15 protein-coding genes are annotated in these 15266 nt (G+C 64.7%); 6 read left to right on the top strand and 9 right to left on the bottom strand.

Going from position 1 to position 15266, the window contains the following annotated elements; genetic code table 11:
* Positions 1-248: 248 nt before the first annotated feature.
* Positions 249-674, top strand: coding sequence for a Rieske (2Fe-2S) protein (locus JTF07_RS07210; RefSeq protein ID WP_204233526.1), 426 nt, complete (start codon positions 249-251; stop codon positions 672-674).
* A gap of 68 nt (positions 675-742) precedes the next feature.
* Here JTF07_RS07210 and JTF07_RS07205 read toward each other — a convergent pair whose 3' ends face one another.
* From JTF07_RS07205 to JTF07_RS07195, 3 genes are read right to left on the bottom strand one after another with little or no spacing between them, the layout of a single operon-like run.
* Positions 743-1120 (bottom strand): hypothetical protein, encoded by a 378-nt coding sequence (locus JTF07_RS07205; RefSeq protein ID WP_204233525.1) that lies wholly within the window; start codon positions 1118-1120, stop codon positions 743-745.
* Positions 1117-2235, bottom strand: coding sequence for a serine hydrolase domain-containing protein (locus JTF07_RS07200; protein ID WP_204233524.1), 1119 nt, complete (start codon positions 2233-2235; stop codon positions 1117-1119). Before JTF07_RS07200 ends, JTF07_RS07205 begins: the two co-directional genes overlap by 4 nt.
* A gap of 30 nt (positions 2236-2265) precedes the next feature.
* Positions 2266-2838, bottom strand: coding sequence for a winged helix-turn-helix domain-containing protein (locus JTF07_RS07195; RefSeq protein ID WP_252199389.1), 573 nt, complete (start codon positions 2836-2838; stop codon positions 2266-2268).
* Positions 2839-2940: 102 nt separating this feature from the next.
* Between JTF07_RS07195 and JTF07_RS07190 the strand changes: the two genes are divergently transcribed.
* Both JTF07_RS07190 and otsB read left to right on the top strand, forming a co-directional pair.
* Positions 2941-3651 (top strand): HdeD family acid-resistance protein, encoded by a 711-nt coding sequence (locus JTF07_RS07190; protein WP_204233523.1) that lies wholly within the window; start codon positions 2941-2943, stop codon positions 3649-3651.
* Between the two features lie 71 nt (positions 3652-3722).
* A complete protein-coding gene (gene otsB, locus JTF07_RS07185; RefSeq protein ID WP_204233522.1) occupies positions 3723-6368 on the top strand; it encodes a trehalose-phosphatase in 2646 nt (881 codons plus the stop codon).
* A 6-nt stretch (positions 6369-6374) separates the two neighbouring features.
* Here otsB and JTF07_RS07180 read toward each other — a convergent pair whose 3' ends face one another.
* Positions 6375-6827, bottom strand: a complete 453-nt coding sequence (locus JTF07_RS07180) for a MaoC family dehydratase (RefSeq protein ID WP_143924667.1) — start codon at positions 6825-6827, stop codon at positions 6375-6377.
* Positions 6828-7027: 200 nt separating this feature from the next.
* Between JTF07_RS07180 and JTF07_RS07175 the strand changes: the two genes are divergently transcribed.
* Entirely contained in the window at positions 7028-7558 is a 531-nt protein-coding gene (locus JTF07_RS07175; RefSeq protein ID WP_204233521.1) for a DUF1990 domain-containing protein, read from the top strand.
* 83 nt (positions 7559-7641) lie between these two features.
* Here JTF07_RS07175 and JTF07_RS07170 read toward each other — a convergent pair whose 3' ends face one another.
* From JTF07_RS07170 to JTF07_RS07160, 3 genes are read right to left on the bottom strand one after another with little or no spacing between them, the layout of a single operon-like run.
* Positions 7642-8922, bottom strand: coding sequence for a sensor histidine kinase (locus JTF07_RS07170; RefSeq protein WP_204233520.1), 1281 nt, complete (start codon positions 8920-8922; stop codon positions 7642-7644).
* Between the two features lie 4 nt (positions 8923-8926).
* Complete coding sequence (locus tag JTF07_RS07165) at positions 8927-9943, bottom strand: response regulator transcription factor (RefSeq protein ID WP_204233519.1); 1017 nt, start codon at positions 9941-9943, stop codon at positions 8927-8929.
* The gene (locus JTF07_RS07160) at positions 9943-10620 is read right to left on the bottom strand and encodes a hypothetical protein (RefSeq protein ID WP_353843895.1); all 678 of its coding nucleotides are present in this window, start codon (positions 10618-10620) and stop codon (positions 9943-9945) included. The genes JTF07_RS07165 and JTF07_RS07160 overlap by 1 nt, the downstream gene beginning before the upstream one ends.
* Positions 10621-10765: 145 nt before the next feature.
* Here JTF07_RS07160 and JTF07_RS07155 point away from each other — a divergent pair, with 145 nt between their 5' ends.
* Together JTF07_RS07155 and JTF07_RS07150 are read left to right on the top strand one after the other, a co-directional pair.
* The gene (locus tag JTF07_RS07155; RefSeq protein ID WP_204233517.1) at positions 10766-11029 is read left to right on the top strand and encodes a hypothetical protein; all 264 of its coding nucleotides are present in this window, start codon (positions 10766-10768) and stop codon (positions 11027-11029) included.
* Between the two features lie 121 nt (positions 11030-11150).
* Complete coding sequence (locus JTF07_RS07150; protein ID WP_204233516.1) at positions 11151-12797, top strand: long-chain-fatty-acid--CoA ligase; 1647 nt, start codon at positions 11151-11153, stop codon at positions 12795-12797.
* A 56-nt stretch (positions 12798-12853) separates the two neighbouring features.
* On the opposite strand, the gene JTF07_RS07145 is transcribed toward JTF07_RS07150, so the two are convergent.
* Positions 12854-15040 (bottom strand): heavy metal translocating P-type ATPase, encoded by a 2187-nt coding sequence (locus tag JTF07_RS07145; protein ID WP_204233515.1) that lies wholly within the window; start codon positions 15038-15040, stop codon positions 12854-12856.
* The gene (locus tag JTF07_RS07140; RefSeq protein ID WP_204233514.1) at positions 15040-15252 is read right to left on the bottom strand and encodes a heavy-metal-associated domain-containing protein; all 213 of its coding nucleotides are present in this window, start codon (positions 15250-15252) and stop codon (positions 15040-15042) included. The genes JTF07_RS07145 and JTF07_RS07140 overlap by 1 nt, the downstream gene beginning before the upstream one ends.
* Between the last annotated feature and the right edge of the window lie 14 nt (positions 15253-15266).

Genomic DNA, 15266 nt, shown 5'->3' with positions numbered 1-15266 from the left:
TGGGGTGGCCCCCTTTTTTTGTATTCATGCCCGTGGGGTGGTGGTGGGGGTTGTGTCGTCGGGTGTGGTTGAGTGCAGCGTCAAACGCGACTGGACTCATTGGTGTGGCCGGCAGCTGACACATGAATCTGCCTTAGCCAAGTAGGCACGGAAAGTCCGTTCCTTCGCATCGCTGCGTCACCTCTTCGCGCTACCCTGGAAGCCGAACAACCGAGCCGCGGCCCACGGGCAGGAAGCTGAGGAGCACAGTGGAAACGAACAGGCGCACGATCATCAAGTCAGCGAGCGTGGTGGGCGGTGTTGCAGTCGTGGGGTCCTCTGCAGGCCTCACCTCGGCCTGCACCTCGGAGGAGCCGGACGATTCACAGTCGGACTCCGGGGCAGATGCCACCGTTGAGGCCAGCGAGGTTCCGGTCGGATCCGGAACCGTCGTCGATGAAACATATGTCATCACCCAGCCGAAGGAGGGTGAGTTCCACGCCTTCTCTTCCGTCTGCACACACCAGGGTTGCCAGGTTCGAACTGTGACCGAAAAGGAGATCGTGTGCCCGTGTCATTCCTCGAGGTTCTCGACCACCTCAGGAGAGGTGACCGACGGTCCGGCTACCGAGCCCCTCCCCGAATATTCGGTGTCTGAAGCAGGTGGGAAGCTGACGATCTCTGGCAGCTCCTGAACCGAGCGAACCCCATCTCTTGTGAGCGAACCCTTCGGTGAACTCGATATTGTCCGCTGCCGACGGGCCTAGCTCAGCAGCAGCCCCGGTACCACTAAGGCGCCGGAGGCGGCGAGCGTGAGGACGCTCGAGATGCTGAGATTGGTGATCTCCGACTGGCGCGTTCTGTCATTGGCTGCCCGCCACGGGAGATTCGGCCACGCTGTTGCCGCCAGATACACCGCGATGACATAGCCGCCGAGGCTGAGCAGCCACACGTAGAGGAACCACGAGTTCCAACCGCCGAAATCGGAGATGAGTCGGACGAGCAACAGCATGGCGGCGGCAACGAGGAGATTGCTCAGCAGCAGAGTTCGGGTTGTCGCTCGAGCTGCTCGGATGGCGGCGAACGATCCCCACGCGACGACGACTGCGCTGGCGATCTGAGAGATGAGTTCGGGATTCATGATCGGTCTCCTGCCGATGAGATCAGATCGGCGGCATCGTCGACCCAGTTCGCCGAGTCGACGAGGACGACGATCCCTTCGCGTGACTCGGGGTCAAAACCGAGGTAGGACCGGTATCCGCCGGTGCCGCCGTTGTGCCAGGTGAGATTCGGGCTGCGATCCTTCGTTGTGAACCAAGCCCAGCCGATGCGGTCGCTCTCGTCATAGTCTTCGCGAGGTTCGATCGCCTTCGCACCCGGAGCCGTTCCGTCCATCGTCGCTCGCAGCCAGAGGCTCATATCGTGCACAGTCGACCTGGCGGCACCCGACGGGGCCGTCCCGCCCAGTGTCCAGGGGGCTGCCTTGAGCCCGGAGGCCGTGTACCCGTGGGGCAGTCCCTGCGCCGATTCGGGCACGTACGTGCCGTCCATGCCCAACGGCTCGGTGATCCGGTCCCGAACGAGATCTCCGTAGCTGGATCCGGTGACCGTCGCGAGGGCCTGGCCGAGGATCCCGAAGGCGAAGTTCGAGTACTCCGGCTCCCTCTCACCCACCTCTGCATCCTTGAGCGAGCCGACGAGGTCCCTCGCAGTCCCGCGATAGGGGTCGGTGTGGAGGTATCTCGAAAGTAGGCTCGCAAGGCCGTCTCCGAAGCCCAGTGCCGGTTCCTGCTTGGGCAGACCCGAACGCTGCGTGGCGATCGAGGTCAGGGTCACCTCGGCGACATCTCCTTCGAGATCGGGCCACACATCGCCAAGTCGGGTATCCTCGTCGATCTCACCCCGTTCGATGGCGTCGGCGAAGAGCGCAGCGGTGAAGGTCTTCGTGATCGACCCGATCTCGAACTCGGAATTCTCGTCTGCACCGACCCCGCCCCAGGTGACCTCATCCCCGTTGACCTTCGCGGCCGCAACATGGTGCCAGTGCGCGCTGCCGAGGGTCTCCTCGACCTGTGTGACCAGCTCGGCATTGCCGGTGGCCTGACCTTGGAACCCGCGGGGGAATGGCGTGAGGACCACGAGGAGTGCCGCAGTGATCACAGCGGCGATGATTGCCGTCAGCCGGCGTGCAGGTGTGGCCGTGATCGGGTGCGGGGGAGGTTCGTTCGTGTGCGAGGCGTTGGTACTGGTATCCATTTGCTGTCCTGTTCCAAGGTCAGTGCGGTGTCAGTGGGTGCCGATGAGGATGAGCGTGAGCAGGGGGATGATCTTCTGACCAGGGACCCTCCAATGCCCGCGCCGAGAATTCTCGAGCCAGCCTGCACCGGCGAGGGCGTGGACATGGTGGTAGATCTGGCCAGTTGTGCCGAACCGGTCATCCTGGCCCAGCTGGGACACAGTGGTCGTGCCCTCGTAGACCGCCTGCAAGAGCTCAAGCCGGACCGGGTGGCCCAGTGCCGCCAGGGCAGGAGCCGCCTGCGCGAAATTGAGGTCTCCGAGTGCAGCGGAGGGCAGGCCCATCTGCCAGGAAACCGGGGACTCGGTGCCTGGCGGGGTGATGTGACCGGTATAGACGACACCGCCTTCGTCTCCCGCATGGTCGAGCAGGCTGTTGAGAGCCCAGAAGGTATCGTCCTCGGCAGCTCGGGCCGGGCGTTGGTGTGGGGCAGGGTCAGCAGCGGCCTCGGCAGGAGCAGCAGGTCCGACCCCTGCGTTCCCCAGGTCGGCGACCTTGCGTTCGAGCTTTGCCAGACGGGCCTCGACACTGCTCCTCGAACCATCCTTCGGCGGGGTACTCATGGCCTCAGAATACAGTGAATACGTAATTACGTAAATACGTGAACGGCAAAGTGGTGCCCGGTGCCAGACAGACTCAGGTGAGAGACCTAAACTGGTGGTGTGATGAGTACCGACGAACCGCGCACCGAGCCCACGCAACCGCGACCTGAAGCACTGCCCCAGGCCATCTCCGAGTCGAAAGCGCTCGGTGCTCCGATGGTCGTCCGCGGAATCCTCGGCGTCGCCTTCGGCTTCGCGACGGTTTTCTGGCCGCGTGATGCGGCAAGCCCCAAACACCTGTCGATGGGCGTCGACATCGTCGACATCCTGTCCATCAGCTACCTCGTGCTCTTCGCTATCGCTCTTGTCTACCAAGCCCTCCGCTCGCCGCTGAGCGTGCGCACCGCGGTCTACGGCCAAGCTGTCATCACGATCCCCGCGATCGTCTTCCTGTTCCTTGCAGACCAACCCGCGGAACTGCGTGCGGCAATGAGTATCTGGGCCTTGCTCCACGGACTCATCGAGCTGTACAACTACCGTCAGCTCAGGTCCCACCCCATGGCCTCGGACTTCCTCATCGCTGCGGCCTGCCATGTGCTGCTCGGAGTGATCCTCATCTTCGGAGACGGATTCGGTGCGCTGTGGATCCTCGGCTTCACCGGTGTGGCCACGCTCATCGCCGGCGTCATCTTCATCATCGGCGGATACTCGCGCATCAGCAAAGCCAAGCAGATCGCCGCCGGCAACGAGACATTCGTCGATGGCCTTCCCCCGGCCGAGACTGATGATCCAACTGCTTCCGACACACCAGACGCTCCCGACGACAAAAACTGACACTCGCCGCGCAGCTGCCGACGACCACGTCACCCGACGCCCCCAGCCGAACTCGAGAAGACCGAGGTGAGATGAGCACTGTCGAGCACGACTACGAGAATCTTTCCCCACTGACTCCCATCGCCGCCTCCGTCAGCTCCTCGGGCCTCCTGGGCGACCTGGCCGAAGCCAGTCGCGAACTCTCCCCGGAGCTCTTCCGCCGACTCTTCGAAGTCTCACGTTCACCCTCACTCCTCATCGCCACCGACTACGACGGCACAATCGCGCCGATCGTCGACCTCCCCGGCCAAGCCTTTCCGCTGGACTCCTCGGTCGACTCACTGCGCGCGCTCGCTCTGCTCCCGTCCACCTCGGCGGGGGTGATCTCCGGTCGCAGCCTCCGCGATCTCGCGGCGATGTCACGCCTGCCCCGGGAGGTTCACCTCTTCGGCTCCCACGGCGGAGAGACGGACACCGTCGCCATCGACAGCCTCATTCCGGAGCAGCGCACGGCTCTTGACGGCCTCCGGCGAGACCTGTTCCAGACGCTGCCGACTACGATCATCGAACACAAGACCACTGGCGCGGCTGTCCACCTGCGCGGGCTCGACGAGGCGGAACGCCACAAGGTCGAATCCGCAGTGGATGAACTCGTCGACACTCACGCGATCTTCCCGACTCGGGGCAAGCAGGTCATCGACCTCTCGGTCGTCCCCTCTTCGAAGGCCGAGGCTCTGCAGCGTCTTCGAGAGCAGACCGGGGCAGAGGTGGTCGTGTTCATCGGCGATGACACCGCAGACGAATTCGCCCTCGAGACGCTGGGGGAGGCTGACCTGGGGCTCAAGGTTGGCCGCGACCCTGCAGAGACGCACGCGGACTTCCCGATCAGCTCCCCGGAGGAGGTCTCCGTCGTCCTCGCCGCGATCTACGAGCTGCGCAAATCCTGGCTGTTCGGCAGACGCGCGACCCCGATCCACCGGCACAGTCTGCTGGGCAACGGGCAGTCGACGGCCCTGGTCGACCCCAACGGCCGCATCTGCTGGATGCCGCACCCGCTGCCGCATTCCTCGTCGATGTTCTCCGAAATCCTCGGCGCCGAGGCTGCCGGATTCTTCGCCGTCGGCACCGAAGCCGGCACCGCCCCGCTGACACAGCGCTACCTCACCCACTCCACACTCCTGGAGACCCGTTGGCCGGGCCTGAACTGCATCGACTACCTCGCCCCGGTCGACGCCAACAGCGATGACACCATCGTCGTGCGCGTGCTCACCGGCGACACCGCCGCCCGCATCCGCTTCGCCCCACGACTGGACTACGCCACCGTTCCGACGCGCATGATCCGCTCCCACGACGGCGTGAAGCTGCTCGGCACCTCCGAGCCCATCTCCCTGATCGCGCCCGGTCTCGACTTCGAGATCAGCGAGACCGGACAGTCACACACCGCCGAGGCGGTTGTCGTGCCCTCTGACATGCCAGGTGGCGTCGTGGTCCTCGTTCTGGCCTGCGGCACCGGCACCGGCGATGCCCGCTACATGGCCACCGGCGGTGAGCACCATGTGCGCGAGCGCGCCCTGAACTTCTGGACCAACTGGGTCGACACCCTCAACATCCCCAGCCACAATCGCGAAGAGGTCATCCGCTCGGCGGTGACCCTGCGCGCCTTGTGCCACGAACCGACCGGAGGGGTGCTCGCGGCACCGACGACCTCCCTGCCCGAGGGCATCGGCGGTGTGCGCAACTGGGACTACCGCTACACCTGGCTGCGCGACGGATCGATGACTGTGCGTGCGCTGCTCTCCCTCGGGTCCACCGGCGAAGCCGAAGGATTCCTGTCCTGGCTGACGGGAATCCTGGCCCGTACAGTGTCCCCCGAGCAGCTCCACCCGCTCTACGCCGTCGACGGCTCCGCACTGACCACCGAGGCGGTGCTGGCTCACCTGCCCGGATACGCGGGATCCCGTCCGGTTCGGGTGGGCAACGCGGCCGAACACCAGGTCCAACTCGACGTCTTCGGCCCGGTCACCGAGCTCCTCAACGAACTCAGCGAGCACCTCGGCGATCTTCCGGATTCCTATTGGACACTGACGTGTCAGATGGTCGAAGCCGTGAGCAAACGGTGGTTCGAAGCCGATCACGGGATCTGGGAGGCCAGGCGTCCGCCGAAGCACAACGTCTACACGCGTGTGATGTGCTGGGTGACGGTCGATCGGGCGCTGCAGATCGCCGAGCGCTTCGGCCGCGAACTCCCCGGTGCCTGGCGGCAGCTGCGTGAGGAGATCGCTCACGACGTGCTCGAGAACGGGTACAACGAGGAAGTCGGGGCCTTCACCGTTGCCTACGGCGAGGCCGACCTCGACTCGGCCTGCCTGTTCGTGGGGCTCTCGGGTCTGCTGCCTGCCGATGATCCGCGCTTCGTCTCGACGGTCGACGCCATCGAGCGTGAGCTGCGGGTAGGACCGACGGTCTTCCGTTACCTCTACGACGACGGTCTGCCTGGTCTTGAGGGTGGCTTCCACATCTGCACGACCTGGCTCATCGAGGCCTTCATCAAGGTTGGACGCATCGACGACGCCTGGGACCTGTTCCGTCAGCTGGACAACCTGTTGGGGCCCACCGGACTGTTGGCCGAGGAATACGACCCGGTCGCGGAGATGCACCTGGGCAATCACCCGCAGGCCTACTCTCACCTCGGCTACATCCGCGTCGCGCAGATGCTCGACGCCTACCGCCCGAGCTGAGGGTGCTCACTCGACGAGGAGGGTGACCACCTCGGCGATGCACGCAGGTCGCTCTTCGCCTTCGATCTCGATGACGTGTTTGAGGATGACCTGGGTGCCCTTGTCTCCGGGAATGACCTCGTTGACGCTGACGGTGCCGCGCAGGCGGGAGCCCACCGGCACCGGTTGAGCGAAGCGGACCTTGTTGAGGCCGTAGTTGACGCGGATGGACACTCCCTCGATGGTGAAGATCTCGCTCGAGAACTTCGGGATCAGGGACAGGGTGAAGAATCCGTGGACGATCGTGGAGCCGTAGGGGCCCTCTGCCGCGCGCTGTTCGTCGATGTGGATCCACTGGTGGTCGTCGGTGACATCGGCGAAGGTGTTGATCGCGGCCTGGTCGATCGTCGTCCACTCGGACGAGCCCAACTCGGTGCCGACGAGCGAGGTGATCTCATCGATTCCATTGAGGGTGCGCATTTTTGGTTCTCCTTTGATCCGTGACGTTTGTGCGTGATGGTCGTCAGCAGCGAGCGTCTTGCGTGTTCTTAGCGGACATTCGATTGAAGGAATGTCGGTACTTGGCACCTTACTTGTTCGCCTCGAATTTGGCACCGGTGTGTCCGGGATTCGGTAACGGCACTGCGATGATGTGCCCGAAGTTCGGTGACGTTGGTGGCATGGAACCACTGACTCAGCCGCTCTCACCCCGGTGGGTCGACCGGCCGGCAGGCTATCGACACTTCGAATCGGCCTACTTCGTCGGTCATGGCCGCGAGACGTTCGACCGCTGCGCGGAGGAGCTCCTGCATTGGGAGGTGAAGATCCGCAGCGGATTCGACATCTCTGTGCAGGCTTCGGAGGACGACACCGGGTCCGTGAGCGCTGGCACAGGCTCCCCTCGAGTTCGTGCCGGACAGGAGCCGACGATCTTCGTGCGACTCGGACCGTTCCGCCTGCCGGAGCCGGCACGCGTCATCGAGGTCTTCGAGTCCGACACACGACGTGGGTTCACCTACGGGACGAAACCCGGGCACCCGATCACCGGCGAGGAGTCATTCATCCTCATCCACGCTGACGATGATCGAGTCTTCCTCGTGCTGCGCTCCGTCTCGCGAGCGGGAATGGGGATCTGGCGCCTCGGCGAACCCTTCGTCCGCCTCGCCCAGATCGTCTACCGCAGGCGATACTCCCGCGCATTGCGCAGCTGAGCGCCCTACTCGGGTGACCAGCTGACTTGTACCCTGCTCGGGTGACCAGCTGATCGCTCCTGCGAAGCTGCCCTGCTCAAACCTCAGGCAGATTCGAGATACTGCTGGAGTGCCGAGTCCTGTGCCTCGGGGTCCGGGAAGATCGCCTCGGTGCGTGCACCACCGGTGATCGGATCATTGCTGAAGATCAGGCGAATGCCCAGCAGACGGGCCTGCCCCTGTGCGATGACGAGTCCCAGGCCCATGCCGCCGCCGCCGGCGGAGACGAAGCGAGTCGGCCCGGTGTTGACGATGTCGGGTGGATAGCCGGAACCGGAGTCGGTGATCGTGATGCTCCGGGTGCTCGTCTCCAGGCGGATCGGGTCCCCGCCGTGCTTGATCGCATTGACGAGCAGGTTGGTGATGATGCGTTCGAAGCGCCGGACATCGGTGACCAGCGTCGAATTCAGAGCCGCGTACTGGGTGTCGATCTCGTGGCCGCCCAGAGCGCCGGAGGCCGTCATCGTGCCCAGCAGCGACTGGACCGTCTGGTCGATGTTGACGCGGGTGAACTCGGGGTTCGCGCGACCCGCATCGAGGCGCGAGACTTCGAGCAGGTCTTCGACGAGAACCTGCATGCGCTTCACCCGGTCCTTGACGAGCTCGGCAGGACGCGAATCCTCTTCGAGCAGGTTGGCCGCGTTGACGAGGCCGGTCAGCGGAGTCCGCATCTCGTGCGCCAGGTCCGCGGTGAAGCGCTGCTCGGAGTCGATGCGCTCAGTCAGCCGTGTCACGGCTGTGTCGACCGCCGAGGCGAAGGCCGCGACCTCCTGGTCGGTGTCGTCGACGACATCGGCGATCCTGATGCTCGTATCTCCGGCCGCGATCTTCCGCGCGGCCTGTGCGCCCAGAGTCAGCCTGCGTGAGATGCGCCCAGCCACGATGGAGCCGACACCGCCGACGACCAGCGAGGAGCCGATCATTCCCACCAGCAGTGCCTGGTCGATGCGGCCGATGAGCTCCTGGCTGTCCTTGGTCGAAGCGCGCACGGAGATCACCTCGGTGTAGGTGCCGACCTCGATTGGGGCGGCCGCCCACACGATCTCCTCACCATCAACCTCGGAGCGCATCGTCACGCTTTGGCCCTTGAGCGCCTGGGCGCGTGCATCCTTGGGCAGGGCAGGGTCATCGATGCGGGCGTTGAGGGTGAGCACTCCGGTCTCAGAGAAGATGGCGACGGAGTTCGCGAGCTGCTCGGTCACGGTTGAGCGCATGCGGTCGTCCTCGGCACGGGCCGCGGACTGGCGCAGCACGATGGAGCAGGAGAGCACGGCGATGATGACCGAGGCAACGATGAGAAGGGAGATCTTCCAGCGCAGTGACATGGGATCAGCCCGCGAAGCGGTATCCGAATCCGCGGACGGTCTCGATCATGTTGGCGCCGATCTTCTTCCGCAGGCGCTGGATGTGGACGTCGACGACACGGGAGTCGCCTGCCCATTCATAGCCCCAGACAGTGAAGGCGATCTTCTCACGGGAGTAGACGTGCTCGGGCTGTTCGGTCAGGAGCAGGAGGACTCGCAGCTCGGTGGGAGTGAGGTGGACTTCCTCGCCGTCGATCTCCACGGTCAGGCGACCGGTGTCGAGGACCAGGGAACCCAGCCGCGTCCGGAAGGGGCCGAGCTCACGGTCGGAATCGGCGCTGCCGTTGTTGTTCGAGCCCGTACCCCTCAAGCCGCCCTGGCTGGAGCCCGACTGCATGGCCGGTGAGCTGTCAGGGCGGGGAGGGACGGTGACCTCGCCGCCGATCATCTGCTCGTTGCCGCTGTCGTTCATGTCACCCGAGGTGAACTTTCCGCCCGCGCCCAGGAACGTGTCATCGGACTCGAGCTGAGCCTTGAGGCGGTCGCGGGTGTCCATGCCCGGGCTGGCTCCGAGCACCTCGGGGATTCCGTCCCCAGTGATCATGCCGCCGGGGCCGATGACGGTTTCGTGCTCCTCGTCCATCTCGGTGGTCGGGGAGTAGCCGAGTTTGTCGGTGCCGGTGGTGATGAAGCGGCGGACGACGGCGCGGATGCGGGCGTTGAGCACCTGCATGTCGAACGGCTTGGTGAGATAGTCGTCGGCTCCGGCTTCGAGCGCCTGGACGATGTCGATCGCATCCGAGCGTGCGGAGATGATGATGATGGGAATGGTGGACCGCTCACGCACGGCCCGGCAGATGGATGCGCCGTTCATTGTGGGCAGCATGAGGTCGAGGAGCAGAACGTCGGCACCATGTGCAGCGACGAACTCGTACCCCTCACGACCGTCGGCGAATGCCGACACCGTGTAATCGAACCGTTCCAGGCCGATCTGGGTTGTCTCCCGGATGACCTCGTCATCCTCAACCAGAACAATATGCATTACGTTTCTCCATTAAGCCGCGTGAAGCGTTGACCCGGTTCAAACCTACCTTCATGCAGGCGGAAGACCTGCACCGACCAACCCGAAGGGCAGCAGGCATCGTCACCGTCGGCGTACATCGCCTCCTGCACTACCAGTGTCCCATTCTTACCTGGGCTGAGTTTCAGCTGGTTGCCGGTGGCGATCAGTTCGAGGCGTGGTTCGCCGTCCTTTTCGCTGATGACGGCGCCCGCAACGATCTCGCTCTTCTGCTGCGGATTGGCCACGGTGACGAGTTGGAACCTCTGATCGTCACTGAGGAAGGGCGTTGAGAATTTGAGACATTCCTTGCAGTCGGCGACGACCTGGGCAGACTCTGTCGCCTTCCCCGTCACTGCGACTCCCGAAGCGTCCATGATGAGCTTGCGGATCTCTTTGAGCGAGAAGGGGTCATCAGGTGGACCCGAATCTTTGTTGGCAGGTTCGAACAATGAGGGGGATGTCTCACCTTCAGGTTCGACCCGCAATCCCCTGTCCGGACCGCACGCGGTCATGCCCGCCAGCGTGAGCGTTGCAAGGACGGCTGCGATCACTGTTGTGCAGATTGTGCGCGGGCGCGACTTCTGACCAGGGGTGACCTGGTTCGAGCTGAGCGCGCGCGACACCTCATCAGAGGGGCGCCGAATGGGGGTGGACACGTAGACATTTTTGCTTGTTCTGCTCGGGTAGTCCACCTGAGTCCCGTTTCGGGCGAATCAGGAACGGCCGGTTGCTCACCTCTCCTCCGGGCTGCCGAGCGACCTCGGTGCACCGATTCTCAGCTGAGGTCGGTACGCTGGGGGCATGGCAGCATCGAAGTCTGAGAAGAAGTCCACCAGCACCGTGTCCTACAAGGATGCGTTCAAAGTAGGGCTCGTCTGCGGCGTCGTCGTTCTCCTCCTGTCGATCGTCGTCACCCGCGCCTGGCAGGACCCGACCGCATTCGGATTCGCCTTCATCTATGCCGGTGCCGCATTCGTCCTGGTCAGCGCCTGCGCCTGCATTCTCAATTGGGTCATGCGCAATGACACCCAGAATGACGATCAGACCTACCCGATCCTCAAATGAGCACAGCGGTCCTCTCGTAACCCCTGCCAGCAGACATGCCCCCTGCCAGGAGACAAGACCCTCGGTCAGCGGGCATGCCCCCTGTCGACTGAGGCCCACCTCGGTGACGTAGGCTTTTTCCATGGAGACCTGGAACACAGAACTGACACCGCTGTCCTTCCTGCGCCGCTCGGCCGACGTCTTTCCCGACAAGCGCGCCGTGGTCTACAACGACCAGGAGATGACTTACCGCGAATTCGCCGCGGCCGTGGAGACCCGGGCGCATGCTCTGCGCGCAGCGGGCATCAAACCCGGCGACCGAGTCGCCTACCTCATGCCCAACCTTCCAGAGGCACTCATCGCCGAATTCGCCGTGCCGCTGGCCGGTGCCGTGCTGGTGCCGATCAACACCCGGCTGGCCCCCGAGGAGGTCCGCTACATCTGCAACCACAGCCAGGCGAAGCTGCTGGTCGTGGACACGCAGCTGTGGCCCAGCGTCGCCCCCGTCATCGCTGGCCTCGATACGGTCGAGCGCATCGTCGACGTTGAGGACACGACGATCGATTCCTCCGCCGAGGCGGTCCGCCCGGATTCGTCCTCACCCGTCGTGACCGGCCTGGACGAGTACCTGTCCGGCGCCGAGGCTGACACAGAGGCACTCAGTTGGAGCGTCGAGGACGAGCGCGCGACGCTGTCGATCAACTACACCTCCGGCACGACAGGACGACCCAAAGGCGTGATGTACACGCACCGGGGCGCCTATCTCAACGCTCTCGGCGAGGTCATCCACTCCGAACACGACGAGAAGAGCGTGTACCTGTGGACACTGCCGATGTTCCACTGCAACGGTTGGTGCACGGGCTGGGCGCTGACCGCAGCAGGCGGCACCCAGGTGTGCCTGCGCGAGGTGCGCGCAGACGTGATCTGGGATGTCATCGATCGTCACAGGGTCACTCACCTCAATGGTGCCCCGACCGTGATGAGCACGGTCATCAACGCCGAGCAGGCGCATTCCCTCGACCGGGCAGTGACGGCAACGATGGCAGGCGCCGCACCGAGCCCGACCCTCATCTGGCAGATGGAGGCACTGAACTTCGAGATCGTGCACGTCTACGGCCTCACGGAGACCTACGGCCCGTACACGGTGTGCGAGTGGCAGGATTCGTGGGATTCACTGGATGACAAGTCCCGAGCCAGACTCCGCGCACGGCAGGGCGTCGGCATGGTCCAGGCCGATCAGGCGCGCATCGTCACCCTCGAGTCCGGTGACGAGCTCGTCGACGTTCCCGCTGACGGACAAACGATCGGAGAGATCGTCATGCGCGGCAACAACGTGATGAAGGGCTACTTCCGCGATGAAGACGCCACCGCGAAGGCCTTCCAGGGTGGCTGGTTCCACTCCGGTGACCTGGGCGTGATGCATGAGGACGGCTACATCGAACTGCGTGATCGGTCGAAGGACATCATCGTCTCCGGCGGGGAGAACATCTCGACCGTCGAGATCGAGCAGGCGATCTCCTCGCACCCGGCAGTCCTCGAAGTCGCCGTCATCGGAGTCCCCGACGACAGATGGGGCGAACGGCCGAAGGCATTCGTCATCGTGCGTGAGGGGCAGTCGGTGTCCGAGGCTGAGGTCATCGACCATGTGCGCGCGCAGATCGCGAAGTACAAGGCCCCGCGCGAGGTCGAAGTCGTCGAGGCCCTGCCCAAGACCTCGACGGGAAAGATCCAGAAGTTCGAACTCCGCAACCAGGAGTGGGGCGACCGGCCCTCACGCATCCAGGGCTGACGAGGGAGGGCCTTCGCCGGGGCGAATCGCGGCGAGGGCGCTCCGCGCGGGAAGTCCTACCTGAACCTCAACAGGCGCAGGCTGTTGAGGACGACGAAGACCGAGGAGAACGCCATCGCGGCGCCGGCGATCATCGGGCTCAGCAGTCCGAATGCCGCGATCGGAACGGCAGCCGTGTTGTAGGCGAAGGCCCAGAACAGGTTGCCCTTGATCAGGCCCAGAGTCTTCCGGGACAGGCGGATCGCCTGCGGGATCTGACGCGGATCCGAACGCACCATGGTGATGTCCGACGCCGCCATTGCGGCATCGGTGCCCGATCCCATCGCGATGCCCAGGTCGGCACCGGCCAGGGCCGCGGCGTCGTTGATGCCGTCACCGACCATGGCCACCGCCTGCCCCTGTGCCTGCAGGTCATTGACCACGGCGATCTTGCCTTCGGGGCGGACATCGGCACGGATCTCGGTGATGGAGAGCTCGCTTGCGACCACCTCGGCGGCGTCGGCATTGTCCCCGGTGAGGAGGACGGTGTTGATGCCGAGCGAGTGCAGGTCGGAGATCGCCTCGGCGGCACCGGCCTTGATCTCGTCCGAGACGAAGGTCAGACCCCGGAAGTGAGAGTCGATGGCCAGGGCGACGATCGTGGCGCCGGTGGGCACATCCACAGTCGAGAACGAGACGTCGATCCCGCGTTCCCGGAGCAGATCCGGGCGCCCGGCGATCACCTCGGCGCCATCGATCGTGGCCTGCAGCCCGCCGCCGGGAATGTTCTCGAAATCATCTGCCGCCGAGGCGGCCGATCGTTCCTGAGATGCGCTCGCCTGCGCGACCGGCTGAGCTTCGACGATCGCACGGGCCACGGGATGCTCGCTCTGTGATTCCAGTCGAGCCAGAACCGCGAAGTCCTCGTCACTGAGCTGCGTCGCCTGCAGGGACATGATGCCCGTAGTCAGGGTGCCCGTCTTGTCGAGGACGACCGTGTCGATCGAACGAGTCGACTCGAGTGCTTCGGGCCCGGAGACGAGGATGCCCAGTTGGGAACCGCGTCCGGACGAGACGGCCAGCGCAGTCGGCGTGGCCAGGCCCAGCGCGCAGGGGCAGGCGATGATGAGGACGGTGAGCGCGGCATGCAGGCCCATCGCCCAGTCGCCCGTGATCAGGCCCCAGGCCAGGAGCGTGAGGGCGCTGATCGCAAAGACGATCGGCACGAACACCGCAGAGATCCGGTCGGCCAGCCGAGCAACGGCCGGTTTGCCCGTCTGCGCACGGCTGACCAGATCGGCCATGGCGGCCAGGGTCGTATCGGATCCGACTCGGGTGGCTCGGACCTCGAGCACACCCGAGGTGTTGATTGTGGCGCCGGTGACCGAGTCGCCGAGTCCGACCTCGACGGGAACGGATTCGCCGGTGAGCATCGCCTGGTCGATTGCGGAGTGGCCGGCGACCACCTCGCCGTCGGTGGCGATCTTCTCGCCCGGACGGACGATGAAGACATCGTCGACGGCGAGCTCGTCGATCGGGACCTGGACTTCCGCCCGAGAGCCGTCGCTGTGATCGCGCAGCACGCTGGCAGATTTGGCACCCAGTCCCAGCAGTGCCTTGAGGGCGGCGGTGGCGCGGCTCTTCGCGCGGTCCTCGGTGAGCTTGCCGATGAGCAGGAACACTGTGATCGCGGCCGCGGCTTCGAACCACACGTGATAGTCGCCGGGGATCTGCCAGCCGTGGCCCTCGGCCACCGCCCGACCCAAGGTGATGTAGGAGTAGAGGCTGGCGACGATGATTCCGACGCTGACCAGGGTGTCCATGGTCGTGGACCTGCCCCGTGCGGCCTTGAACGCTGCCGAGTGGAACGGCCACGCGCCCCAGGTCACCACGGGCAGGGCGAGGATCGCGACGATCCACTGCCAGCCGGGGAAGTGCCAGCTCATGACCATGGACACGGCCACGATCGGCACGGCGAGAATCAGGGATCCGAAGAACCGAGGCCGCAGATGCCTGGGATCGTAGTCGACGATCTCAGGCCCGCTCGCCGAGGTGGACTTGACCGTGGCGCCGTAGCCGGCCTTCTCGACGGCGGCAGTGAGGTCCGCGTCGGTGAGCTCGGATTCGACGACCACGTGGGCGGAATTCAGCGGGAGATTGACCTCCGCGCTGACTCCGTCCAAACGTGTCAGCTTCTTCTCGATGCGCGCCGAGCACGATGCGCAGGTCATCCCTGTGATGTCGAGTTCGACCTCGCGTGACATCACTTCACCTCATAGCCGGCTTCATCGACGGCGGCGCTGATCGCATCGTCGTCGAGGTCCCTTTCGGAGGTGATGGTCACGGGGGAGTCCCCTCCGGCATTGAGCTCGACGGCGACGTCGGTGACTCCGGGCAGTGCCCGGAGCTCCTCCTGCACGGCGCCCACGCAGTGGCCGCAGGTCATTCCGGTGACGGTGATGGTGGTTGTCGTCATGATGTGTCTCCTGT

Origin of the sequence: Brevibacterium sp. RIT 803, assembly GCF_016892625.1 — a bacterium.
GTDB lineage: Bacteria > Actinomycetota > Actinomycetes > Actinomycetales > Brevibacteriaceae > Brevibacterium.
The sequence above is the reverse complement of the archived record's forward strand: the minus strand, read 5'-3'. Positions and strand labels throughout refer to the sequence as shown.